Genomic DNA, 21,136 nt, shown 5'->3' on the forward strand with positions numbered 1-21,136 from the left:
ATAGTGATGTCGGAATGAAAGGGGAACATCTTGACTCGCCTTTCCATCCCGAATCACTACATTGAGCCGCATGAGTAACGGTTTCGACGACATTCCCTTCTTCGATGAGGAGCCCGCGCCGCGCAAGCCGGCAGGCGGCGCGCCCTCCGGTTCGGCCCCCGCAGCCGGCGGCCTCGGCATCGCTGCGCGCGCCATGGCCGCCCGTGATCAGGCTCGCAACCCGGATTATCTCGCCGGCCTCAATCCGGAGCAGCGCGAGGCGGTAGAAACCACGGACGGTCCCGTTCTGGTGCTTGCCGGCGCCGGCACCGGCAAGACCCGCGTGCTCACCACCCGTATCGCCCATATCCTCGCGACCGGCCGCGCCTTTCCCTCCCAGATCCTTGCCGTAACCTTCACCAACAAGGCCGCGCGCGAGATGAAGGAGCGCATCGGCCTGCTGGTCGGCGGCGCCGTGGAAGGCATGCCCTGGCTCGGCACCTTCCACTCGATCGGCGTCAAGCTGCTTCGCCGCCATGCCGAGCTTGTCGGCCTCAATTCCGATTTCACCATCCTCGACACTGACGACGTGGTGCGCCTGATCAAGCAGTTGATCCAGGCGGAAGGCATCGACGACAAGCGCTGGCCGGCCAAGCAGTTTGCCGCCACGATTGACGGCTGGAAGAACAAGGCGCTGGACCCCTCGCAGATACCGGAAGGCGATGCTCGCGCCTTCGCCAACGGCAAGGGCCGCGAACTTTACGCGGCCTACCAGAACCGCCTGAAATCGCTGAACGCCTGTGATTTCGGCGACCTGCTGCTGCACCCGATCCGCATGTTCCGCATGAACCCGGATGTACTGAAGGACTATCATCAGAAATTCCGCTACATCCTCGTCGATGAGTATCAGGACACCAACACGGCGCAGTACATGTGGCTGCGCCTGCTCGCGCAGCGCCCGCAGGGCATTCCGCAGAACGTCTGCTGCGTCGGCGACGATGACCAGTCGATCTACGGCTGGCGCGGTGCCGAGGTGGATAACATCCTGCGCTTCGAGAAGGATTTCCCCGGCGCCAAGGTCATCAAGCTGGAACGCAACTACCGCTCGACCGAGCACATTCTCGGCGCAGCCGGTCACCTGATCGCCCACAACGAAGGCCGTCTCGGCAAGACGCTGTTCACCGACCGGCGGGAACCGGACGATGAAAAGGTCGTAGTCCATGCCGCGTGGGATAGCGAAGAGGAAGCCCGAGCCGTCGGCGAGGTTATCGAACAGCTTCAGCGCGGCGATGGTGACGGCAAGAAGCACAATCTCAACGACATGGCGATCCTCGTCCGTGCTTCCTTCCAGATGCGCGAGTTCGAAGATCGCTTCGTGACACTGGGTCTGAACTACCGGGTTGTCGGTGGTCCGCGCTTTTACGAACGCCTCGAAATCCGCGACGCCATGGCCTATTTCCGGCTCGTCTGCCAGCCTGCCGACGACCTCGCCTTCGAGCGCATCGTCAACACGCCGAAGCGCGGCCTTGGCGACACAACGATCCGAACCCTGCACGACTACGCTCGCGCCCGCGACATTCCGATGCTCACCGCAGCCGGCAATCTCATCGAGACGGACGAACTCAAGCCGAAGGCCCGAAAGGCGCTTTTCGACGTGATTCAGATGTTCAGGAGATGGCAGGAACTGCTTGAAACGACTCCACATACCGAGCTTGCCGAACAGATCCTCGAAGAGTCCGGCTATACCGACATGTGGAAAAACGACAAGTCGGCGGAAGCGCCCGGTCGCCTCGAAAACCTGAAGGAACTCATCCGCTCGATGGAAGCCTTCGAATCGATGCGCGGCTTCCTCGAACACGTTTCGCTGGTCATGGATGCCGAGCAGAACGAGGACATGGATGCCGTGTCGATCATGACGCTGCATTCGGCCAAGGGTCTCGAATTCGACACCGTCTTCCTGCCTGGCTGGGAGGAAGGCCTATTCCCCCACCAGCGGGCTCTGGATGAAGGTGGCCGTTCCGGCCTTGAGGAAGAACGCCGCCTCGCCTATGTCGGCATCACGCGCGCCAAGCGCCGCTGCCACATTTGGTTCGTATCGAACCGGCGCATCCACGGCCTCTGGCAGTCGACCATGCCATCGCGCTTCCTCGACGAGCTGCCGGTCACCCATGTGGAAGTCGCCCAGACTGAACAGTCCTATGGCGGCTACGGTCGCGGCGGCTATGGTCAGTCGCGCTTCGACAAGGCCGAGCCCTTCCAGAACAGCTATTCCACTCCGGGCTGGAAGCGGGCACAGCAGAACAAGACCGACGCCACCCGCGATAACTGGGGCAGTCGCTCCGGCCATGCCGTTGAGCGCATCGGTTACGGTGAAAGCGGTCCCCGCGCCCGCACCATCGACGGCGAACTGGTGGCAAAATCGGTGGCCGACACGCCGTCGAAATTCGTGGTCGGCGACCGCGTGTTCCATATCAAGTTCGGCAACGGCAACGTGGCGGCAATCGAGGGCAATAAGCTGACGATCAATTTCGATCGCGCCGGCGAAAAACGCGTACTCGACGGCTTCGTCGAGAAGGTTTGAGAGGTCAGTTTTTCAGATTACGAATACGAAAATAGCCGCGAGATGCGGCTATTTTTCTTTGAAGACATCGTTCGGGGAAATGTCGTCGGCGTATCAGCCGCGAGCTTCTTCGCCACGGTGAAGCCACATCAATTCGGCCTGAACGGCCGCCTGGAAATCCATGATTTCGGCGCGCATTTCTTCTTCGGGGCATCCCAGGGCGAGCAGTTCGTCACCAAGCGAGCGGCAGACGGAGCGCCAGTATTTGACCGCATGGTGGCCGTTCAACCGGTCGAGTTCCACGGCAGACCGGCGAATCAGATCGCGGCGACCAGTCAGCGGAAAGAAGGCGATGGATGGGGCAGTCTGGCCGTTGGCGGCGAAATCACTCATACGAAGCATCCTTACGTTACGATATGTATGTAAGGTCCACATGGTTAACGTTCGGTTTCGCCCTCAGATTTGATGGGTTAAACAGCGCTCGCCGGGCATTCGCGCCCGGAGAGAACGGCTCCTCGAATTTTCCGCAATGGTGGATCAAGGCAAGGTGAAGGCCATGACATAGTCGCCCGGCTTGGTGCCGACCGATCCATGGCCACCGGCGACCATCACGACATACTGCTTGCCGTCGTCGAGAGCATAGGTCATCGGCGTCGCCTGCCCGCCCGCCGGCAGCCTTGCCTTCCAGAGTTCGCGGCCCGTGGTCAGGTCATAGGCCCTGAGGTAGTTGTCGACCGCCGCACCAAGGAACGCGACGCCGCCCTTGGTGATCATCGGCCCACCGATGCCGGGCACACCGACCTTGAAGGGCAGCGGCAGCGGCGTCATGTCCATGACGGTACCGTTCCGGTGCTTGTAGGCGATCTGGCCGGTCCGGAGATCGACACCCGCGACATAACCCCATGGCGGCGCCTGGCAGGGAATGCCAAGCGGCGAGAGGAACGGCCCCATATAGACGCCATAGGGTGCGCCGTCATTGCGGTTCAGGCCCTGCTCCGACCCCTTCTCGTCCTGCCCGCGCGGCGGAACGTCGGCGCGCGGCACCAGTCGCGAAGTAAAGGCGAGATAGGTCGGCATGCCGAACATCACCTGCCGTTCCGGATCGACAGCGACCGACCCCCAGTTGAAGGTGCCGAAATTGCCGGGATAAACCAGCGTTCCCTGTAGGGACGGGGGTGTGTACTGCCCTTCGTATTTCAACTTGTGGAATGCGATGCGGCACGCCATCTGGTCGATCAGCGTGACACCCCACATGTTCTTTTCTTCCAGCCTGGGCGGCCGGAAGCTCAAGGCGGAAAGCGGCTGCGTCGGCGAGGAGAAGTCGCCTTCCACCGCACCGCCCGGCGCCGGCTGTTCGCTGACCGGAATGATCGGCTCGCCTGTTCGCCGGTCGAGAACGTAGAGATCGCCCTGCTTGGTCGGCCCCACGAGCGCCGGCACCGGTGTACCGTCCGGCCGCGTGATGTCGAGCAGCACCGGCTGGGCAGGAACGTCCATGTCCCAGAGGTCGTGGTGGACGGTCTGGCGCACCCAGCGCTCCGCTCCAGTCTTGATGTCCAGTGCCACGATGGACGAAGAGTACTTTTCCACATTCTCGCTGCGGCCGATACCGATCTGGTCCGGCACCTGATTGCCGAGCGGAATGTAGATGAGGCCAAGCTGTTCATCGACCGAGAAGACCGACCAGCTGTTCGGAGAATTGGCGGTATAAGTCTCCCCCGGACCGATTGGCTGGGTCTGTCCCGGATTTCCGCTGTCCCAGTTCCAGATCAAGGCGCCGGTATTCACGTCATAGGCGCGGATGACGCCGGATTGCTCCTGCGTCGAATAATTGTCGTTCACCGCTCCGCCAATGATGATCTTTCCATCCGCTATCGCCGGCGGCGACGTGGAGTAGTAATAACCGGCGGGGTTGTAGGGCATGCCGGTCTCGAGGTGCAGGATACCGCCTTCGGCGAAGCTCGTGCATATCTTGCCGCTTTCGGCATCGAGCGCGATCAGCCGCGCGTCGGAGGTCGGCAGGTAGACGCGGGTGGCGCATTCGGTTCCGGCAGTCGCAGCCGGATCGGCATAATAGGTGACACCACGGCAAGTCTGGTGCTGCCGGTCGGGGTTCAGCCCGACATTCGGATCGTATTTCCAGACCTCCTTGCCCGTAGCGGCATCGAGCGCGATTGCCCAGTTGTGCGGCGTGCAGAGATAGAGCCGGTTTCCAACCTTGAGCGGCGTCACCTGATAGGTGGTTTCTCCGACATCCCCCGGCTGCTTGACGTCGCCGGTCTGGTAGGTCCATGCGACCTTCAGGTCCTTCACGTTTTCCGTGGTGATCTGCGTCAGCGGCGAGTAGCGCTGACCGAAGGGCGTACGCCCGTACTGATGCCATTCGGCATCCGCCACCTCACCGCCATAGGCCGGGGTCTGGACCACCGCCTCGGTTGGCAAGGTTCCCTCCTTGTCCAGCGGATCAATGGTGATCGAGTAACCTGCGACGACCAACGCAATCAGCACCGGAATCCCGACCGGCCAGAGCGGCGCATCGCCACCGCTCAGCCGTCGGCGAACGGCAGGCAGGAGCAGCAGGAAAGCGAGCAGGATGACCAGCCCTCCCCGTGTCCCGAGCTGCCACCAGTCGAAGCCGACCTCCAGAATGGCCCAGCCAAGCGTGGCGAGGATGAAGAGCCCGTAGAGCCAAAGTGCCGCCTTGCGGCGCATGAGCAGCAGGATTGCGGTAAGGATGAAGACGATGCCGGCTGCAAGATAGAAGGGGCTGCCGGACAAGGCGACCAGCTCGACGCCGCCGATGGCCAGCACGAGCCCGATTGCGCCGAAAAGTACGGCGGTGAGGACAATGATCATGTCGCTTCCAATTCGTTATGAAAATAAACCTGACGCTGCGAGGCATACGCTCGCCATCGCGAAAACGCGCCAGTCGAGCTTTTGTTCCATCGGGAGCGATGTGTGATTGGCAGAAATGGCACTAAGCCGAGCGGAAATGAAAGAGTTATCTGTGGCTCTCTGTGGGCTGAGCATGCGGGCTAAAATCGGCTGCTCCATGGATACAAAGCCTCGTGACAGCACGTCTCTCGATCCAACTATCCATAAGTGAAGTAGAAAGTCGCGATATGTGCCAGAGAGCGGTATCGGCGCATCGTGAAAGACGGAGGACAACTCACCCGCGCCCTTGATCCCACCGTCACTGCTTGCCATCTTGCGGCGCATATAGAAAAGAAGGGAACGACAATGACCAAGGCACTGCTGCTGATCGACATCCAGAATGGTTTCTGCCCCGGCGGGAATCTGCCAGTGACGGATGGTGACGCGGTTGTGCCCGTAGCCAATGCCTTGATGGCGAGCGGCCGCTACACGTTGATTGTTGCCTCGCAGGACTGGCACCCAGCAAATCACGGCAGCTTTGCCTCGCAGCATCCCGGCAAGGCGCCCTTCGAAATGGGCGAGCTTTCCGGCCAACCGCAGATGATGTGGCCCGATCACTGCGTACAGGGCACCAGCGACGCCGAGTTCCATCCCGCTCTCGACACATCCGCCATCGATTACGTGCAGCGCAAGGGTCAGGACCCGGCCGTCGACAGCTATTCCGCCTTTCGCGACAACGACCACTCGGCACTGACGGGTCTCGCCGACTACCTTCGGGAGAATGGCGTCAGCGAACTGGACATCATGGGTCTCGCCACGGACTACTGCGTCAAATTTTCAGTTCTGGACGCCCTGGACATGCTACCTGGTGTCACGGTGCGCTTTATCGAGGATGGCTCTCGCGGCATCGACCCCGATGGCGTGAAGGCAGCCATCGCCGAGATGAAGGCCAGCGGCGCCGAGATCGTAAGCAGCGCTGATATAATCGTTTGAGAAAACCCTCCAACCGATTCCGCACATTGCCTTTTCACAGGAACGGCGCTAGTGCAGCGCGTCGTGTCAATCGGGAGGAGCCGATATGGAGACCGTCACCACTATTTCCGCTCTCCGGCAGCGTCTCGGCCCCCATCGACGCGCCTCGCGCGACATCGGCTTCGTGCCGACCATGGGGTATCTACATCAGGGCCATATGAGCCTTGTCGAGCGCTCCCGCGCAGAGAACGACGTCACTGTAGTCTCGATTTTCGTCAACCCCCTACAGTTCGGCAAAAACGAGGATCTCGACCGATATCCTCGTGATCTTCCCCGCGACAGCATGATGCTGGAACTAGCAGGCGTCGATTTCCTATTCGCCCCACGGGTCGAGGACATGTATCCGCGGCCGATGGAAACCATGGTCGACGTCCCGAAACTCGGCTCGGAACTAGAGGGCGAGGCTCGCCCCGGCCATTTCGCTGGCGTTGCGACCGTCGTCACCAAGCTCCTCAACATCGTCCAGCCCCATGCGGCCTATTTCGGCGAGAAGGACTATCAGCAGGTGGCCGTTATCCGCCGCATGGTGGAGGATCTCGCCCTGCCGGTCCGGGTTGTGCCAGTGCCGACGGTGCGCGAGGCGGACGGCCTCGCCTGCTCGTCGCGCAATGTCTACCTTTCGGAAAAGGAACGGGAAGCGGCCGTCATTGTGCCGAAGGCGCTTGAGGAAGCGGCGCGACTTCGAGCGCTCGGCCTCAGTGATCCCCCCGAAATGGAGCGCGCGCTCTCCGCCTTCATCGCCGCCGAGCCTCTGGCGACGCCGGAGGTCGTGGCAGTGCGCCACCCCGATACGCTAATGCCGCTTTCGACCCTCGACGGCCCTTTCCTTGTCCTTCTCTACGTCCGCATCGGCAAGACGAAACTGCTCGACAACCGCGTCATCGGCAACGGCTCGGCAAAAGGCAGGGAGGCCGCCTGAGATGAGCACGCCACCGCGCCAGAAGCGCCTCACGCCCGCCGACATCCTCGCCCTCAAGGGCAATTGTCCCGTCGTATCGCTGACCGCCTATACGACGCCCATGGCGCGCCTGCTTGATCCGCATTGCGACTTCCTGTTGGTCGGCGACAGTCTCGGCATGGTGCTCTATGGCATGGACACCACCGTTGGCGTGACCATGGAAATGATGATCGCCCACGGCCAGGCCGTCATGCGTGGCGTCTCCCGCGCCTGCGTCATCATCGACATGCCTTTTGGATCCTATCAGGAATCGAAGGAACAGGCCTTCCGCTCGGCAGCCCGTATCATGAAGGAAACCGGCTGCGACGGCGTGAAGCTGGAAGGCGGCGCGGAAATGGCCGAGACGGTGGCCTTTCTCGTCGAACGCGGCATACCGGTGCTCGGCCATGTCGGATTGATGCCGCAGCAGGTCAACACATCGGGCGGCTACCGCTCCAAGGGCCATAGCGAAAAGGAAGCGGACAAGATCCGCCGCGACGCCCGCGCCATCGACGAGGCCGGCGCCTTTGCTATCGTCATCGAAGGCACGGTCGAACCGCTTGCCCGCGACATCAGCGGCTCGGTATCGGCTGCCACCATCGGCATCGGCGCGTCTCCGGCCTGTGACGGCCAGATCCTCGTCTCCGACGACATGCTCGGCCTTTTTAACGACTTCAAGCCGCGTTTCGTCAAACACTATGCTGAACTTGCGCAGGTGATATCGAAGGCTGCCGAAGACTATGCCGGTGAAGTCCGCACCCGCGCCTTCCCCGGTCCCGAGCACACATTCCAACCGCGTCCGAAAAGCTGACGGCCTCGCACTGTTCCGCGATTGAAAACTGTCATCCCCCGCTCCTATTGTACGCCCACGGGAATCGAAGGGACCAGCCATGCCGGAAATCGTCAGCATCACCAATGATCGCCTCACCGTCGAGGTTTCCTCGTCTGGCGCGGAAATGCAGTCGCTTGTCTCGTCGGATGGCCGCTCATGGCTGTGGAACGGCGACGCCGCCTGGTGGTCTGGCCGTTCTCCCATTCTCTTTCCGATCGTCGGCAAGGCGCCGGGCAACAAACTGACCATCGACGGCCGGCATGTCGATATGGCCCAGCATGGCTTTGCCCGCCGCAACGAATTCGCGCTCATGGGCCAGACGCAAACGAGTTGTGCGCACCGGTTGACGGCAACGGATGCGACGCGCGCCGTTTATCCCTTCGAATTCGCCCTCACACTGACCCATTCGCTCGACGGCAACACGCTCACTGTTGCCGCTAAGGTCGAAAATCTGGACGAGAAACCAATGCCCTTCGGGATAGGTTTCCACTCCGCCTTCTCGTGGCCTCTACCCGGTGCAGAAGGCAAGCAGCATATGGTGCTGCTCGCAAACCGGGCGGAACCGCCTTTGGCACGTCTTGAGGATGGACTTCTACGTGTCGACCGCCTTCCTTCACCCTTCGTCGAGGGAAAGCTGGATGTATCGCCTGAGATGTTCGTCGAAGACGCGATGATCTTCCCGGAAGGAACGGGAACAGGCCTCACCTATGGCGTCGCTGGCGGTGAAGCTCTGCACTTCAGCTTCGAGAACCTGCCGAACCTTGCGCTCTGGACCAAGCCGGGGGCGCCCTTCCTTTGCGTCGAGCCCTGGCATGGCACGGCTGCTGCCATCGGCGCATCCGACGATATCACGGAACGGCCCTTCACGAAGATATTGCCGCCGGGCGAAAAGGCCCGCTTCGCCTTTGCCGTCGAAATCCCCGCCTGACGCGGGCCTTCAGGAGCCGACCGGGCGCTCGAGCTGGTAGATCGCATCGCCGAGGCTTTCGACCTGCCGGGCGAACAGCGCCTGGGCATCGTGCAGACCGCGATTGTAATGGAGCGCGCCGAGCGTGCCCGCCATGAACTCGATCAGGCTTTCCGCCTCGAAGCGGCCGAGCTTCACGTCGTATTCCGTATCGACGTGCTTTTGTACGGCCGCCACCAGCGCGGCCAACTGCTCGGGTGAAAAATCGGGTTTCGCCATGGCCCGCGTTCCTTTCGTTCAAGAAATCCCCGCCGACTTGCGCGAGTTAGTGATCGCGATCAATTCCGCACGATAAACCATCACGCGAATTGGTTTGTATATCAGTATCTTTTGCGACAGTGAAAAGCCGGCCACAACAGAGACGAATGATGCGAAGCGACTTCACCGAGGGCATGCGCGGCAGCATGCCGATCCTTTTCTCCACGATGCCATTTGCGGCGCTCTTTGGGGCGCTTGCCGTCGCCAATGGCCAGACGGTTGCCGAGGCGACGCTGATGAGCGCCAGCGTCTTTGCCGGTGCAAGCCAGCTCGTAGGCATCGAGCTATTCGGTCATTCGGTGCCGATATGGGTGATCGTGTTATCGATCCTCGCCGTCAATTTCCGCCACGTCCTCTATTCGGCGGCCATCGCCCCATTCGTCGGCCACTTCACCCTGTCACAGAAGGCCATGAGCTTCTTCCTGCTCACGGACCCGCAATTCGCCGAAACGCTCACCCGAGGCGAAACCGGCCGTCCCGTGACCTTCACCTGGTACATGGGGTTTGCCATCACGATCTACGTTCCCTGGGTGGCGATGACCGCGGTTGGCGGCCTGCTCGGCAGCGTGATGGGCAATCCCTCGAACTGGGGCATCGACGTACTGCTGCCGATCTACTTCATGGGCCTCGTTCTGGGCTTCCGCAAACGCAACAACTTCCTGCCGATCGTGATCGTCAGCGCGCTGGTTTCCGTGGTCGCCCAGAAGCTCATCGGCTCGCCCTGGCATGTCAGCATCGGCGCCCTTGCCGGCGTGGCGCTGGCCGCCCTGCTGCCGCCGAAGAAGAGCGAAGATGCTGCGAAACAGGAGACTGCCCGATGAGCACTTTCCTCACGCCCTATATGACGCTGCTGATCGCGGCAGCCGCAGTCGCCACCTTCATCACCCGCATCGCCGGCTACATTCTGGTGAAGCGGCTGAAGACCATGCCACCGCGGCTGGAGGCGGCGCTGAACGCAGTTCCCGCAGCAGTGCTGACCACGCTCGTCGCGCCGGCGTTTTTCTCCGGCGGGATCGACGTCAAGGTCGCGATGGCGGCTTCGTTGCTGATCGGATTGCGCTTTTCGGCAATCCCGATGCTCATAGGCGGCTGGGTCGTCGTGATGGCGGCGCGCCAGTTCATGATGTAACGCGCCGCCGATATCGAGGGGAGCGGATCAGATCTCGCGCCGGAACGGTTCTGTCATACGCTCCAGCCATTCGCGGATCTTGGGGTCGTGGATGAGCGGCATCAGCTCGGCGCGGGTCTTCTCATGGTAGGCGTCGAGCCAGCGCAATTCTTCGTCGGCCAGGAGATCCGTGTCGACAAGATATTTGTCGATCGGCACATAGGTCAGCGTCTCGAAGGAAAGCATCGGCTGATCGCCCCCCTCGACGGCTTCAGCCTCGCGCACATAGAGCAGGTTCTCGATACGGATACCGAAATGACCCGGGCGGTAATAGCCGGGCTCGTTTGAGAGGATCATGCCGGGCAGCAATTCCTGCGTCGAAAGACGCGAAATGCGCTGCGGCCCCTCATGTACCGAGAGGTAGGAGCCGACGCCATGCCCTGTTCCATGGGCGAAGTCCGCACCCGCCTTCCAGAGAGCGATGCGGGCCAGCGGATCGAGGTCACAACCGCGCGTCCCTTTCGGAAAGCGCGCCGTACTGATGGCAATCATGCCCTTCAGCACAAGGGTAAAGAACCGCCGCTGCTCATCCGGCACCGGGCCGATGGCGATCGTACGGGTGATATCCGTCGTGCCGTTCACGTATTGCGCGCCTGAATCGATCAGGAACATTTCGCCCGACTTCAACGGACGGTCCGTCTCAGTCGTGACCCGGTAATGAATGATCGCGGCATGTTCGCCGGCACCGGAAATCGTGTCGAAGGAGATGTCCTTGAGCGGGTTCTGCATCCGCTCTCCGACCCGCGCCCGCGCCTCCTCCAGCGCCTTCGTTGCGGCAATCTCGCTGACCGTACCCGGATGCTGTCCGTCCAGCCAATGCAGGAACTCGGTAACCGCCACGCCGTCCTGCAGATGGGCGGCCGCAGAACCATTCAGTTCCACGCTGTTCTTGGTCGCCCGCGGTATCCTGACGGGATCGGCTCCCTCGATGACATTGCCACCATGGACGCGAATGAGTTCGACCAGCGCGAACGGCGCGAGATCGGGGTCGATGAGAATGCTCACGCCCTTGGACGCCAGATGCGCCAGCCTGCCGGTCAGAAGTTCCGGATCGATCTGTTCGCAGAGCTGTCCCAGATAGGCCTCGACCTCAATGCCGGTCTTGCGCTTGTCGAGGAATAGTTCCGCCTTGCCATCGGCATGGATGATGGCGCGCGCCAGCGGATGCGGCGTGTGCGGAACGTCAGCGCCGCGAATGTTGAAAATCCAGGCGACGGAGGAAGGATCGGTGATCAGCACCGCCGCGATCCCCTTCTCCTTCAGGTCCATGGCAATCTTCGCGATCTTGTCCCGCGCCAGCAGGCCGGCATAAGCGATGGTCTGGATCGTCACGGCGCCGAGCGGTTCCTCCGGCCGGTCGGTCCAGATGCCATCGACGGGGTTGCGCGTCAGAAAGACGAGCGCTCCGTCCTTCTCTGCCAGCGCCTTTTCCAGCCGGCGCACTTCGGCAGTCGTGTGCAGCCACGGATCGATGCCGAGCTGGAAGCCCGTATGGGTATGGGTCCGCACCCACCGGTGCGGCGGCTCCCCTACCAGATCGCCACCGGTGAAGACCGACTGGTCCACCTGTTGGACAAGCTGTGTGGTGTAGCGACCATCGACGAACACCACAGCCTGCCCCGCCGTCACCAGCACCTGACCGGCCGAACCGGTGAACCCCGTGAGCCAGGAAAGCCTCTCCGCCGAAGTCGGTACATATTCGCCCTGATATTCATCTGCCCGAGGCACGAGCAGCCCGTCGATGCCGAGGTCGGGGAACTGTGCCCTTAGCGCCTCGATGCGCTCGCGGCCATATTGCGGAGTGGAGGTGACGTCGAAGGACTGAAACATGGGAGACTACCTGCATTGAGGATTCGTGGCATCGCTTATAGCAAGAGCCGCTGCCCCTGCCCATTTCCAACCGCAAAAGACGGCAGCCATCCAAAATGACGCGTCGCAGAATCGAAAAACAGGTGCAATGCACAAATGCATAAAATCGCGTCAAAAACATCCAAGATACACTTAAGATTTGCACCTAATGCATAGCACCCTTGAGACAAAGCACCTGTCTCTATCGCATTGCACAATCTATATGGCGCTCATCGAACGACTTAAACGAGTGGACAAGGAATACGGCAATGGCAGGATCGCTCTTGCAGAACGGATACCGCCAGATCATCGCTAACCGCGAGTGCCAGGCTCAACGCCACCTGACTGGCGCTCTGCGCGACAGGAACAACAGCATTTTCCTGCGCCTGGACGCCCCGCGCGAGCAGATTCGCCGCAAGGAACGGCAGCACGCATTCTTCTGAGATCCGGAGAGCGCGGCCTGACCGCGTTCCCGACGGAAAGCACTCCCGCTTGAGCGATCCTCCCAAGGCTCGCGGGACTTGGACCGGCAAGATCGGTCCTGCAAGGCGGCATCACAGATGCCGCCTTTTGCTTTGCCTTTTTCTGAACTCAACCCACTATGCCATGACCACAATGTTGCGTCGCAGCATTGTGGGGCGTCACCTGCTTACCGGCGATGGCTTTCGTGCCGCAGATGGATGGTCACCCAGCCATTGCGCCAGATGGTGCGCACATGGGCAAGACCCGCGCCGTTATAGGCCGCCAGCACCTTCCAGCGCTGCGCCGCGAGAATGCCTGATAGAATGACCGAACCGCCGGGCGCCAGATTGGCCACGAGCTGCGGCGCCATCTTCATCAGGGGTCGGGCAAGGATATTCGCGATAATGAGATCGAACGGACCGCGCTGACGGAATGCAGTCGAATGGAAACCGGGAGCCACGCGGAAATCGATCCCCTCGACGACGCCGTTGCGCCGCGCATTCTCGCGCGCGACACGGACCGCGATCGGGTCGATATCGGTCGCCAGTACCGGCACCGGCAAGAGCTTGCGCACGGCGATGGCGAGCACGCCACTGCCGGTGCCGAGATCGAGCGCATTGGCAACAGGCCTTGAACGCACGACTTCCTCGATGACCTCCAGGCAGCCGGCCGTCGTTCCGTGATGGCCGGTGCCAAAGGCCTGCCCTGCATCGATCTCGATTGCCACATCGTTCGGCTGCACCTTGTCCCGGTCATGGGAACCGTGAACGAGGAAACGCCCTGCCCTGACCGGCGTCAGCCCTTCTAGCGACTTGGCGATCCAGTCGATGTCGGGGATCACCTCACGCTCGACCGGCAGGTCGGGATATTCTTCGGAAAGCAAGGCGACGACACGCTCGCGCACCTCTTCTTCCTCATCGAACATCATGTAGACGGAAGCCTGCCAGACGTCGTTCTTCTCATCCACCTCGGTCGTGGCGATGGCGAAGTCCTCCTCGCCGAAAGCAAAGCTCATGAGATCGAGGATACGGTTCGCATGCTGCTCCGTGGTGGTGACGAAAAGACGGATTTCGCTCACGATCGATGGTCCTGTGACGTTGGAAAAGGTTTCAAGCGCAAACGCCGCGCTGCTTGCGTCTGCGCTACACCGTCGCCTTGCTGATGGCAACCTTCCAGAGTGTCGTGTCCGGGATGCAGGGTCAGCCCTTGGCGAGATTTTCAAGCTTCTTTATGGCCACATCGGGATTCTCGCCATAGGCAATGGTGCCGACGAAGCGCCCTTCCGCATCCAGCAGGAAGACAGAGGCCGTGTGATCCATGGTGTAATCCCCGTTCGGATCCTTCTCATCCAGGGGAACCTTTCGGGCATAGACCCGGAAGCCCTTGACGACCTCGGCCACCTTGTCCGGAGCGCCGGAAATGCCGACCACCCGGTCTGTCACATTGGAGATGTAGGTGCCGAGAATCTCCGGCGTGTCACGCTCGGGATCCACCGAGACGAAATAGGCCTGCAGCTTGCTCTTGTCGGGATCGACCTTGGCGAGCCAGCCGTCGAGTTCGAACAGCGTCGTCGGGCAGACTTCCGGGCAATGGGTAAAGCCGAAGAACAGCGCCGTCGGCTTGCCGCGGAAGGCCTGTTCGGTGATGGGCTTGCCGCTCTGATCGGTCAACTGAAACGGCACGCCGAACGGCCCCTCGGCCATCTTCGTCTTTGATTGTGTCACGGCAAGCGTCAGCCAGCCGAGAACACCCGCCATGATCAATACGCCGACCCAGAGGAAAATCCGAAACGTCTTCATCTATTCCATCCTCGCGCCCCGCCACCCAGGCGGTCGCCCACATTCTTAACATGCCGATACGCCTCCGGCGCAGGAAGTGCAAATCAACAGCCTGTCAAAAAGAGAGACCGCGCGGTTTTGCCTCGCCCCGAGGCAACGACCGCGTTCCCGGCAGGACCATCAGAAGCAGAGTGAAAAGCCGTTCTCGGACAGCGCAAGAAAGATCGCAGCGCCATGCTGAAGCCAGCCGGCAAAAGCGAGCGCAACGGCCATCGAAAGCCCCGCCGCGACAACGGCAACCACTGCAATGCGCGGAAATACGGAAGCGATCTGGTTCATGACCGCTTTATAATATCTCCCGCTTATAGCTGAAAGTGCAAACTTTCCGAAACACATTCAAGAAAGTTGATGAAATGGACATCGCTTTCTGAGACGCTTTGAGAATGATCGCTGGTGGCGACCTGGAGTCTTGGGAGGGACGAATGGGAGAGCAGGCCTTACAGGCATTTCCGCAACCGAAATTGCGGATCAATCACATGAAACTCGACGACGTATGGACGGCACTGCGTGAAGGTCTGAATGACTTCCGCCGCCATCCACAGTTCGGACTTTTCTTCGGCGGGATCTACGCACTCGGCGGCCTGTTCATCGTGACGGTGCTGATCCGCTATCATCTACCCTGGATGATCATACCCGTCGCCATCGGCTTTCCGTTGATCGGCCCTTTCGTAGCAGTCGGCCTTTACGAGGTCAGCCGACGCCATGAAAAGGGAGAGCCTATCACTTGGAAAGGCGTGCTGACTGAAGTCTTCCGCCAACGGGAGCGCCAGCTTTCCTGGATGGCATTCGCCGTGCTGTTCGTCTTCTGGATCTGGATTTATCAGGTGCGCCTGCTGCTCGCCCTTTTCCTCGGCTTCAAGATCCCGGCAACCCTTGCCGCATTCCTCACGCTTCTTACCACGACACCGGAAGGGATTGCCTTCCTGATGGTCGGCACTGTCGTCGGAGCGCTTCTTGCTACCATTCTGTTTTCCCTGACCGTCATCTCGATGCCGCTGCTGCTCGATCACGATATCGATTTCGTCACGGCAATGATTACCAGCATCCGGGTCGTATTCGAAAACCCCGTACCCATGTTCGCATTCGGCCTGATCGTAGCGGCCGCGGCGATTCTTGCCCTCGTGCCGGCATTCCTCGGACTTTTTGTCGTGCTGCCCATTTTGGGGCACGCGACATGGCATCTTTATTCCCGGGCGATCGCCCAGGCCTGACGAATATGGGCGGCAACCCTTGAGAATCATGGGTCGCCGTCCCATAAATTTGCTGTCCGAACGGCAATATTAGCCGTTGTTTAACGCATATTCGCAATTCTTGAGTTTGCGAGATGATCGTTACAGATCATTCGGACATCACGTCCGCCGGGACGCGTTTCTTTTTCCTCGGCTCTCCGCATGCATGTGAACGACATCGCTGATGCTCAGCGTCGGTGTCCGGCGGGCTTCGGGGAGGCATATGCTCAATTTCGTATCGGCAGACATGCCCGCCAGTCGGTCAGCATTCGCTGACGCATGGCTCTGCGGCAGCATTCAGCCGGCCGTCCGGAATGTCGAAACTGCATTCGATATCTCTCGCAAACAATTCGCCGGTTTGACCGGCCGATACGAGATGGGCGGCGCGACCGTCGTCTCCCGCCACTTCGCGCCGGCAGGAACCGACGCATCACCGCAACCGTCGCCCGCGTATAACCTGACCGACAGGATCGCGCAGACACCCCATTACATGGCCACCGTTTCCATCAGGAACGGGACAGCAGACAACCGGGAAGGATTCCAACCATGAGCAATGCCATCAAACAGTCCGGGGCCTACCTCGAAATCGTCTCCTTTCATCTCGGCGATCAGGAATTCTGCATCGACATCATGGCAATCCGCGAAATCCGCGGCTGGGCGCCAGTGACCCCGATGCCGCACACGCCGCCATATGTGCTCGGTCTCATCAACCTGCGTGGCGCCGTGATCCCGGTTATCGACATGGCCTGCCGGCTCGGCATGAAGATGACGGAGCCTTCCGAACGCGCCGCCATCATCGTCACTGACATCGCCGGAAAGCTGGTCGGACTGCTGGTCGAGCAGGTTTCCGACATGATGACCATCAAGGCGGAAGACCTGCAGCCGGCGCCCGAGATTATTCCGGAAGAACAGCGCGCTTTCTGCCGCGGCATCGTGGCTTTGGAAAAGTCGATGGTCTGCTTCCTCAACCTCGACACCGTCATCGCCGACGAGCTCGCTCAGGCTGCCTGATCCACTCGCACGGCAATTTTCCCAACCGGAACCCGGCTCTGCCGGGTTTTGGCGTTCCTGTATTCGGAAGAATAGGTTAACATTTTCTACTACAGATCTATCAGCGGTTTTTTCTGCATAATCGCCCGAAACCACGCAGAAAATCCGGACGATATTGCAGGAGTTCCGTGGCCGGGGCTCACGAACCGTGCACAATCGTATTTTGCCGTCAAAGCGCTAAAAACAAAAAAGCTGCGCTCCGGAACGGCTACTGTCCGAAACACAGCTTTTTCAACTGGAGTCCAGGAGACCCAGGCCCCCTGGTCTGGCAAGCACGAACAGTTGGCGATCGAAAATGGGGTGACACGACCGCCCGCCAGTGCCATGAGAACTTTCGCAAACTCTTGAAGTAAACGGAAGTGACCGCGCTCACAAAAAACCGGTACAATCGGCCTTTGGATCGATCATTTTTGGCACAATTATTCCGATCCCACAAAAATTTAAGGGTTATCAGGGTTTACCCTCGGTCCAAGTGACCGGCTCATTGAACAGCGGCACCGTCGATATTGCCATTTTGGCGGAACCGTCGACGACCTGACGGGAGTGAATGAGATAGATCAGCGTGTCATTCGTCTTGTCGTAGATCCGGTTGACCACCAGTTGCTTCCAGATGAACGACATGCCCTCGCGGAACACCTCTTCGCCCTCCTTCGACAGGTCAATGTCACCGACCTCGATCGGCCCGGTCTGGCGGCACGCAATCGAGTTGTTCGAGGGGTCCTCGAACCAGTTGCCCTTGGACAGGCGGTCGATGATCGAACGGTCGAAATAGGTGACGTGGCAGGTCACGCCCTTGATCTTGGGATCCGTGACCGCCTCGACAACGATATCGTTGCCCACCCAGTCGACGCCGACCTTGCCGACCACCTCGGCAGATGCGGGCGCGGCAATCGACAACAACAGTATTCCTGCAGCGAGGGTATTGGATCTGAGCGACATGAAGACCTCCGGTAGTGTCACGCTATTGAGATAAGCGTGGCACACGGCCTTACAAGACGGAAGCGCCTTTCGCCTTGGGCCGAACGGAACAGGCTTCGTAACCTGCCCGATAAAGCCGTCCCGGCGAGATACCGAGACTTGCCGCCAGTTCCGGAATTCCATCCGCCCGTTGCTGCCGGGCCATCGCGATGGAGGCCAGCGCACAGACAAGGGCGTCTTCCGCCGCGTTGTGGTGGGAAAAAGACAGACCGAGGTGAGCCGCCAGCACGTTCAGCTTATGCGACCCGAGTTGCGGCCATGCCCGCTGAGAAAGCTTGACGCTGCAGACATAGGAAAGCTCTGGATAGGGCTGCCGATAGGCGTCGAGCGCGGCGCGCCAGACGGAAAAGTCGAAGGCGGCATTGTGCGCGATCATCATGGCGTCAGCGAAATCGTCGGCGAACTCGTCCATGACCTCGGGAAACTCCCCGGCGTCTTCGACATCCTCGGGCCGAATGCCATGAATAGCGATATTGAACGAGGAAAACCGCATGGTCTTCGGCCGGATCAGCCGCTCCTCGACCCGCACCACCTTGCCATCCTCGATGAAGGCCAGGCCGACCGAACAGGCGCTGCCGCGCTCCTCATTGGCGGTCTCGAAATCGATGGCGATGGCTTTCAAGAGATTTATTTCCCGGAATCGTTGAACCCGGATGGTCATAGAACCTGCAGACGCCCCGCGCAAACTGGACATTCGTCCACCATTGTCACCGTTGGCTCCGCGCATAGCCTCCCGCCGCCATCTTTATCGCCTTTTCGCCTCTCTCCCCCTGTACATCTGCCTGTTTGCCGGATAGGAACGCGCTTAACGACGGACCGCTTCTGGCGGCCGATGGCGCATGGGCGCCCGACAAGCATCCGGCGAGATGCGCAACACCTGGTTCGAAAGACGGTTCAATGACAGAATTTGACGGCATCGCGCCGCCGATCGTAGAGGCATTGTCGAAGCGCGGCTATGCCACCCTGACACCGGTGCAGCAGGCCATGCTCGACCCCGAGCTTGCTGGCGCCGATGCCCTGGTTTCGGCGCAGACAGGTTCCGGCAAGACGGTCGCCTTCGGACTGGCTCTCGCCCCCACCCTGCTCGACGGCGAGATCCGCTTCGGTCGCGCCTCCGCACCGCTGGCACTCGCCATTGCCCCAACGCGCGAACTGGCGCTGCAGGTCAAGCGCGAGCTCGAATGGCTCTATGAAATGACCGGTGCGACGATTGCTTCCTGCGTCGGCGGCATGGACATCCGCACGGAGCGGCGCGCACTCGAACGCGGTGCCCACATTGTCGTCGGCACGCCCGGTCGCCTGCGCGACCACATCACCCGCAACGCGCTTGATCTCTCCGAAATCCGCGCCGTCGTGCTCGACGAAGCCGACGAGATGCTCGATCTCGGCTTCCGCGAGGATCTGGAGTTCATTCTCGAATCGGCGCCGGATGACCGCCGTACGCTGATGTTCTCGGCAACCGTGCCGAAGTCGATCGCCGATCTCGCCCGCAACTACCAGCGCGACGCAAAACGCATTGCCACCGCCGGCGAAAGAAAGCAGCATGTCGATATCGACTATCGTGCGCTCATGGTCGTGCCTTCCGACAAGGAAAATGCGATCATCAACGTCCTGCGTTACTACGAAGCGCGCAACGCCATCGTGTTCTGCTCGACCCGCGCCGCCGTCAATCACCTGACGTCCCGCCTGCATAATCGCGGCTTCTCGGTCGTGGCGCTTTCCGGCGAACTCAGCCAGAATGAACGCACCCACGCGCTCCAGGCCATGCGCGACGGCCGCGCCCGCGTCTGCATCGCGACGGACGTCGCCGCGCGCGGTATCGACCTGCCCGGCCTCGAGCTGGTCATCCATGCCGACCTCCCGAGCAACCCGGAAACCCTTCTCCACCGCAGCGGCCGTACCGGCCGTGCCGGCAACAAGGGCGTGTCCGCCCTGATCGTTCCGATGAGCAATCGCCGCAAGGCAGAACGCCTGCTGGAAAACGCCAAGATTGCCGCAAACTGGGCGAAGCCCCCGTCGGTCGATGAAGTTACCCGCCGCGACGACGAACGCCTTCTCGGCGATCCGCTGTTCCTCGACAAGGTGACCGAAGACGAAAGCGGTGCGGTCGCTGAGCTGCTCGAAAAGCACGGTGCCGAACAGGTTGCCGCCGCTTTTGTCCGCCTCTATCGCAGCGGCCGCTCGGCACCGGAAGACCTGATCGATGTCACCGTCTCCCCGGAACGCAAGCGCCGCGAACGGGATGGCGACGACGCCCGCCCTGCTCATAGCGAACTGCGCCCGCGCGAAAACTTCGGTCCGAGCGTCTGGTTCTCCTTGTCTGTCGGTCGCCGTCAGAACGCCGAGCCGCGCTGGTTGATCCCCATGCTCTGCCGTCACGGCCAGATTTCCAAGGTCGATATCGGCGCCATCAAGATGCAGCCGGAAGAGACCTTCGTCGAACTCGCGGCAGGCAGCGCCGAACACTTCCTCGCGGCTCTCGGCCCCAACAAGACCATCGACCGCGGCATCACCGTGCAGCCGCTCGACGGCGTCCCGGATTTCAACGCCCCTCCGAAGGAGCGTCCCTTCCGCGAGAAGCGCGAATTCGGCGACAACAAACCCTATGGCGAAAAGCGCGGCTTCGGTGACAAGAAGCCGTATGGCGACAAGAAACCCTATGGTGACAAAAAGCCCTACGGTGACAAGCCCGCCGGCAAGCGCCGCTTCGACGACGACATGGTGAAGGCAGACGCGGAAGTCTGGGGCGATGCACCTGCCCGCAAGCCTGAAGGCGACCGCGACTTTGGCAAAAAGCCGTTCTCGAAGAAGCCGAAGGCAGCGGGTGCAGGCGACAACCGGACCTGGGACAAGCCCGCAAAGGGCGACTGGGCAGGCAAGGAACGCGCAGGCAAGCCGGGCAAGCCCGGTGGCAAGTTCAACGATCGTGGTTTTGATAACCGCGGAGGCAGCGGCCCGGATGGCAAACCGAAGAGGAAGGGCCGTCCCAACGGCTGAGGACAGAAACCGGGGCATCTCAGGTGAAACAGATCATCGCCGATGCCCCGGCTGGTCGACTCCGTCAGTATGTGGATACTTTGAGTTCCTCAGCCGGCCTTGCCCCAAGGCACGCTAAGCCCGGCCC

The 21,136-nt window shown here is 61.0% G+C and carries 20 protein-coding genes; 11 read left to right on the forward strand and 9 right to left on the reverse strand.

The window, feature by feature from the left end; genetic code table 11:
* Positions 1–70 precede the first annotated feature (70 nt).
* A complete protein-coding gene (locus tag H4I99_RS05090; protein ID WP_163899718.1) occupies positions 71–2,560 on the forward strand; it encodes an ATP-dependent helicase in 2,490 nt (829 codons plus the stop codon).
* A gap of 93 nt (positions 2,561–2,653) precedes the next feature.
* On the opposite strand, the gene H4I99_RS05095 is transcribed toward H4I99_RS05090, so the two are convergent.
* Both H4I99_RS05095 and H4I99_RS05100 read right to left on the reverse strand, forming a co-directional pair.
* Positions 2,654–2,932 carry a DUF6074 family protein gene (locus H4I99_RS05095; RefSeq protein ID WP_163899720.1) on the reverse strand — a complete coding sequence of 93 codons (279 nt, stop codon included), beginning with the start codon at positions 2,930–2,932 and terminating at the stop codon, positions 2,654–2,656.
* A gap of 144 nt (positions 2,933–3,076) precedes the next feature.
* Positions 3,077–5,395: a glucose/quinate/shikimate family membrane-bound PQQ-dependent dehydrogenase gene (locus H4I99_RS05100; RefSeq protein WP_163899722.1), complete on the reverse strand. Its 2,319-nt coding sequence runs from the start codon at positions 5,393–5,395 to the stop codon at positions 3,077–3,079.
* A gap of 384 nt (positions 5,396–5,779) precedes the next feature.
* On the opposite strand from H4I99_RS05100, the gene pncA reads away from it, so the two are divergent.
* The 4 genes from pncA (at position 5,780) to H4I99_RS05120 (ending at position 9,142) form a co-directional block, all read left to right on the forward strand.
* Positions 5,780–6,406, forward strand: coding sequence for a bifunctional nicotinamidase/pyrazinamidase (pncA, locus tag H4I99_RS05105; RefSeq protein ID WP_163899724.1), 627 nt, complete (start codon positions 5,780–5,782; stop codon positions 6,404–6,406).
* An 85-nt stretch (positions 6,407–6,491) separates the two neighbouring features.
* Complete coding sequence (gene panC, locus H4I99_RS05110; RefSeq protein ID WP_163899727.1) at positions 6,492–7,364, forward strand: pantoate--beta-alanine ligase; 873 nt, start codon at positions 6,492–6,494, stop codon at positions 7,362–7,364.
* A 1-nt stretch (position 7,365) separates the two neighbouring features.
* Positions 7,366–8,193 carry a 3-methyl-2-oxobutanoate hydroxymethyltransferase gene (panB, locus tag H4I99_RS05115; protein WP_163899729.1) on the forward strand — a complete coding sequence of 276 codons (828 nt, stop codon included), beginning with the start codon at positions 7,366–7,368 and terminating at the stop codon, positions 8,191–8,193.
* A 79-nt stretch (positions 8,194–8,272) separates the two neighbouring features.
* Positions 8,273–9,142 carry an aldose 1-epimerase family protein gene (locus H4I99_RS05120; protein ID WP_163899731.1) on the forward strand — a complete coding sequence of 290 codons (870 nt, stop codon included), beginning with the start codon at positions 8,273–8,275 and terminating at the stop codon, positions 9,140–9,142.
* Between the two features lie 9 nt (positions 9,143–9,151).
* On the opposite strand, the gene H4I99_RS05125 is transcribed toward H4I99_RS05120, so the two are convergent.
* Positions 9,152–9,400 carry a DUF2164 domain-containing protein gene (locus tag H4I99_RS05125; RefSeq protein ID WP_163899732.1) on the reverse strand — a complete coding sequence of 83 codons (249 nt, stop codon included), beginning with the start codon at positions 9,398–9,400 and terminating at the stop codon, positions 9,152–9,154.
* 146 nt (positions 9,401–9,546) lie between these two features.
* Here H4I99_RS05125 and H4I99_RS05130 point away from each other — a divergent pair, with 146 nt between their 5' ends.
* Both H4I99_RS05130 and H4I99_RS05135 read left to right on the forward strand, forming a co-directional pair.
* On the forward strand, positions 9,547–10,260 hold the full coding sequence (locus H4I99_RS05130; protein WP_163899734.1) for an AzlC family ABC transporter permease: 714 nt from the start codon (positions 9,547–9,549) through the stop codon (positions 10,258–10,260).
* Positions 10,257–10,568, forward strand: coding sequence for a branched-chain amino acid transport AzlD family protein (locus H4I99_RS05135; RefSeq protein ID WP_163899736.1), 312 nt, complete (start codon positions 10,257–10,259; stop codon positions 10,566–10,568). The genes H4I99_RS05130 and H4I99_RS05135 overlap by 4 nt, the downstream gene beginning before the upstream one ends.
* 27 nt (positions 10,569–10,595) lie before the next feature.
* Here H4I99_RS05135 and H4I99_RS05140 read toward each other — a convergent pair whose 3' ends face one another.
* Positions 10,596–12,437 carry an aminopeptidase P family protein gene (locus H4I99_RS05140; RefSeq protein ID WP_163899738.1) on the reverse strand — a complete coding sequence of 614 codons (1,842 nt, stop codon included), beginning with the start codon at positions 12,435–12,437 and terminating at the stop codon, positions 10,596–10,598.
* 287 nt (positions 12,438–12,724) lie between these two features.
* On the opposite strand from H4I99_RS05140, the gene H4I99_RS05145 reads away from it, so the two are divergent.
* Entirely contained in the window at positions 12,725–12,898 is a 174-nt protein-coding gene (locus H4I99_RS05145; protein ID WP_163899740.1) for a hypothetical protein, read from the forward strand.
* A 206-nt stretch (positions 12,899–13,104) separates the two neighbouring features.
* On the opposite strand, the gene H4I99_RS05150 is transcribed toward H4I99_RS05145, so the two are convergent.
* The 3 genes from H4I99_RS05150 to H4I99_RS05160 all read right to left on the reverse strand — a co-directional run bounded on the left by H4I99_RS05150 (position 13,105) and on the right by H4I99_RS05160 (position 15,034).
* A complete protein-coding gene (locus tag H4I99_RS05150; RefSeq protein WP_163899742.1) occupies positions 13,105–13,995 on the reverse strand; it encodes a 50S ribosomal protein L11 methyltransferase in 891 nt (296 codons plus the stop codon).
* Positions 13,996–14,116: 121 nt separating this feature from the next.
* A complete protein-coding gene (locus H4I99_RS05155) occupies positions 14,117–14,716 on the reverse strand; it encodes an SCO family protein (RefSeq protein ID WP_163899745.1) in 600 nt (199 codons plus the stop codon).
* Positions 14,717–14,875: 159 nt separating this feature from the next.
* Positions 14,876–15,034, reverse strand: coding sequence for a hypothetical protein (locus H4I99_RS05160; protein ID WP_164490785.1), 159 nt, complete (start codon positions 15,032–15,034; stop codon positions 14,876–14,878).
* 197 nt (positions 15,035–15,231) lie between these two features.
* Here H4I99_RS05160 and H4I99_RS05165 point away from each other — a divergent pair, with 197 nt between their 5' ends.
* Both H4I99_RS05165 and H4I99_RS05170 read left to right on the forward strand, forming a co-directional pair.
* Positions 15,232–15,966, forward strand: coding sequence for a DUF2189 domain-containing protein (locus H4I99_RS05165; protein ID WP_244624919.1), 735 nt, complete (start codon positions 15,232–15,234; stop codon positions 15,964–15,966).
* 564 nt (positions 15,967–16,530) lie between these two features.
* Complete coding sequence (locus tag H4I99_RS05170; RefSeq protein ID WP_099058254.1) at positions 16,531–16,995, forward strand: chemotaxis protein CheW; 465 nt, start codon at positions 16,531–16,533, stop codon at positions 16,993–16,995.
* Between the two features lie 489 nt (positions 16,996–17,484).
* On the opposite strand, the gene H4I99_RS05175 is transcribed toward H4I99_RS05170, so the two are convergent.
* Complete coding sequence (locus tag H4I99_RS05175; protein ID WP_163899749.1) at positions 17,485–17,973, reverse strand: CreA family protein; 489 nt, start codon at positions 17,971–17,973, stop codon at positions 17,485–17,487.
* Between the two features lie 49 nt (positions 17,974–18,022).
* Positions 18,023–18,634, reverse strand: a complete 612-nt coding sequence (locus tag H4I99_RS05180) for a 3'-5' exonuclease (RefSeq protein ID WP_186663233.1) — start codon at positions 18,632–18,634, stop codon at positions 18,023–18,025.
* A gap of 275 nt (positions 18,635–18,909) precedes the next feature.
* Between H4I99_RS05180 and H4I99_RS05185 the strand changes: the two genes are divergently transcribed.
* The gene (locus H4I99_RS05185) at positions 18,910–21,009 is read left to right on the forward strand and encodes a DEAD/DEAH box helicase (protein WP_163899753.1); all 2,100 of its coding nucleotides are present in this window, start codon (positions 18,910–18,912) and stop codon (positions 21,007–21,009) included.
* Positions 21,010–21,136: the final 127 nt, after the last annotated feature.

This window comes from Paenirhizobium daejeonense, assembly GCF_014280875.1.
Classification (GTDB): Bacteria; Pseudomonadota; Alphaproteobacteria; order Rhizobiales; family Rhizobiaceae; genus Allorhizobium; species Allorhizobium daejeonense.

Coding starts and splice junctions, on each gene's coding strand:
- H4I99_RS05135 (WP_163899736.1), top strand. CDS start 10,257: ATGAGCACTTTCCTCACGCCCTATATGACGCTGCTGATCGCGGCAGCC.
- H4I99_RS05100 (WP_163899722.1), bottom strand. CDS start 5,395: ATGATCATTGTCCTCACCGCCGTACTTTTCGGCGCAATCGGGCTCGTG.
- H4I99_RS05130 (WP_163899734.1), top strand. CDS start 9,547: ATGATGCGAAGCGACTTCACCGAGGGCATGCGCGGCAGCATGCCGATC.
- H4I99_RS05155 (WP_163899745.1), bottom strand. CDS start 14,716: ATGAAGACGTTTCGGATTTTCCTCTGGGTCGGCGTATTGATCATGGCG.
- H4I99_RS05120 (WP_163899731.1), top strand. CDS start 8,273: ATGCCGGAAATCGTCAGCATCACCAATGATCGCCTCACCGTCGAGGTT.
- H4I99_RS05140 (WP_163899738.1), bottom strand. CDS start 12,437: ATGTTTCAGTCCTTCGACGTCACCTCCACTCCGCAATATGGCCGCGAG.
- H4I99_RS05145 (WP_163899740.1), top strand. CDS start 12,725: ATGGCAGGATCGCTCTTGCAGAACGGATACCGCCAGATCATCGCTAAC.
- H4I99_RS05175 (WP_163899749.1), bottom strand. CDS start 17,973: ATGTCGCTCAGATCCAATACCCTCGCTGCAGGAATACTGTTGTTGTCG.
- H4I99_RS05095 (WP_163899720.1), bottom strand. CDS start 2,932: ATGAGTGATTTCGCCGCCAACGGCCAGACTGCCCCATCCATCGCCTTC.
- panB (WP_163899729.1), top strand. CDS start 7,366: ATGAGCACGCCACCGCGCCAGAAGCGCCTCACGCCCGCCGACATCCTC.
- H4I99_RS05170 (WP_099058254.1), top strand. CDS start 16,531: ATGAGCAATGCCATCAAACAGTCCGGGGCCTACCTCGAAATCGTCTCC.
- H4I99_RS05160 (WP_164490785.1), bottom strand. CDS start 15,034: ATGAACCAGATCGCTTCCGTATTTCCGCGCATTGCAGTGGTTGCCGTT.
- pncA (WP_163899724.1), top strand. CDS start 5,780: ATGACCAAGGCACTGCTGCTGATCGACATCCAGAATGGTTTCTGCCCC.
- H4I99_RS05165 (WP_244624919.1), top strand. CDS start 15,232: ATGAAACTCGACGACGTATGGACGGCACTGCGTGAAGGTCTGAATGAC.
- panC (WP_163899727.1), top strand. CDS start 6,492: ATGGAGACCGTCACCACTATTTCCGCTCTCCGGCAGCGTCTCGGCCCC.
- H4I99_RS05125 (WP_163899732.1), bottom strand. CDS start 9,400: ATGGCGAAACCCGATTTTTCACCCGAGCAGTTGGCCGCGCTGGTGGCG.
- H4I99_RS05090 (WP_163899718.1), top strand. CDS start 71: ATGAGTAACGGTTTCGACGACATTCCCTTCTTCGATGAGGAGCCCGCG.
- H4I99_RS05185 (WP_163899753.1), top strand. CDS start 18,910: ATGACAGAATTTGACGGCATCGCGCCGCCGATCGTAGAGGCATTGTCG.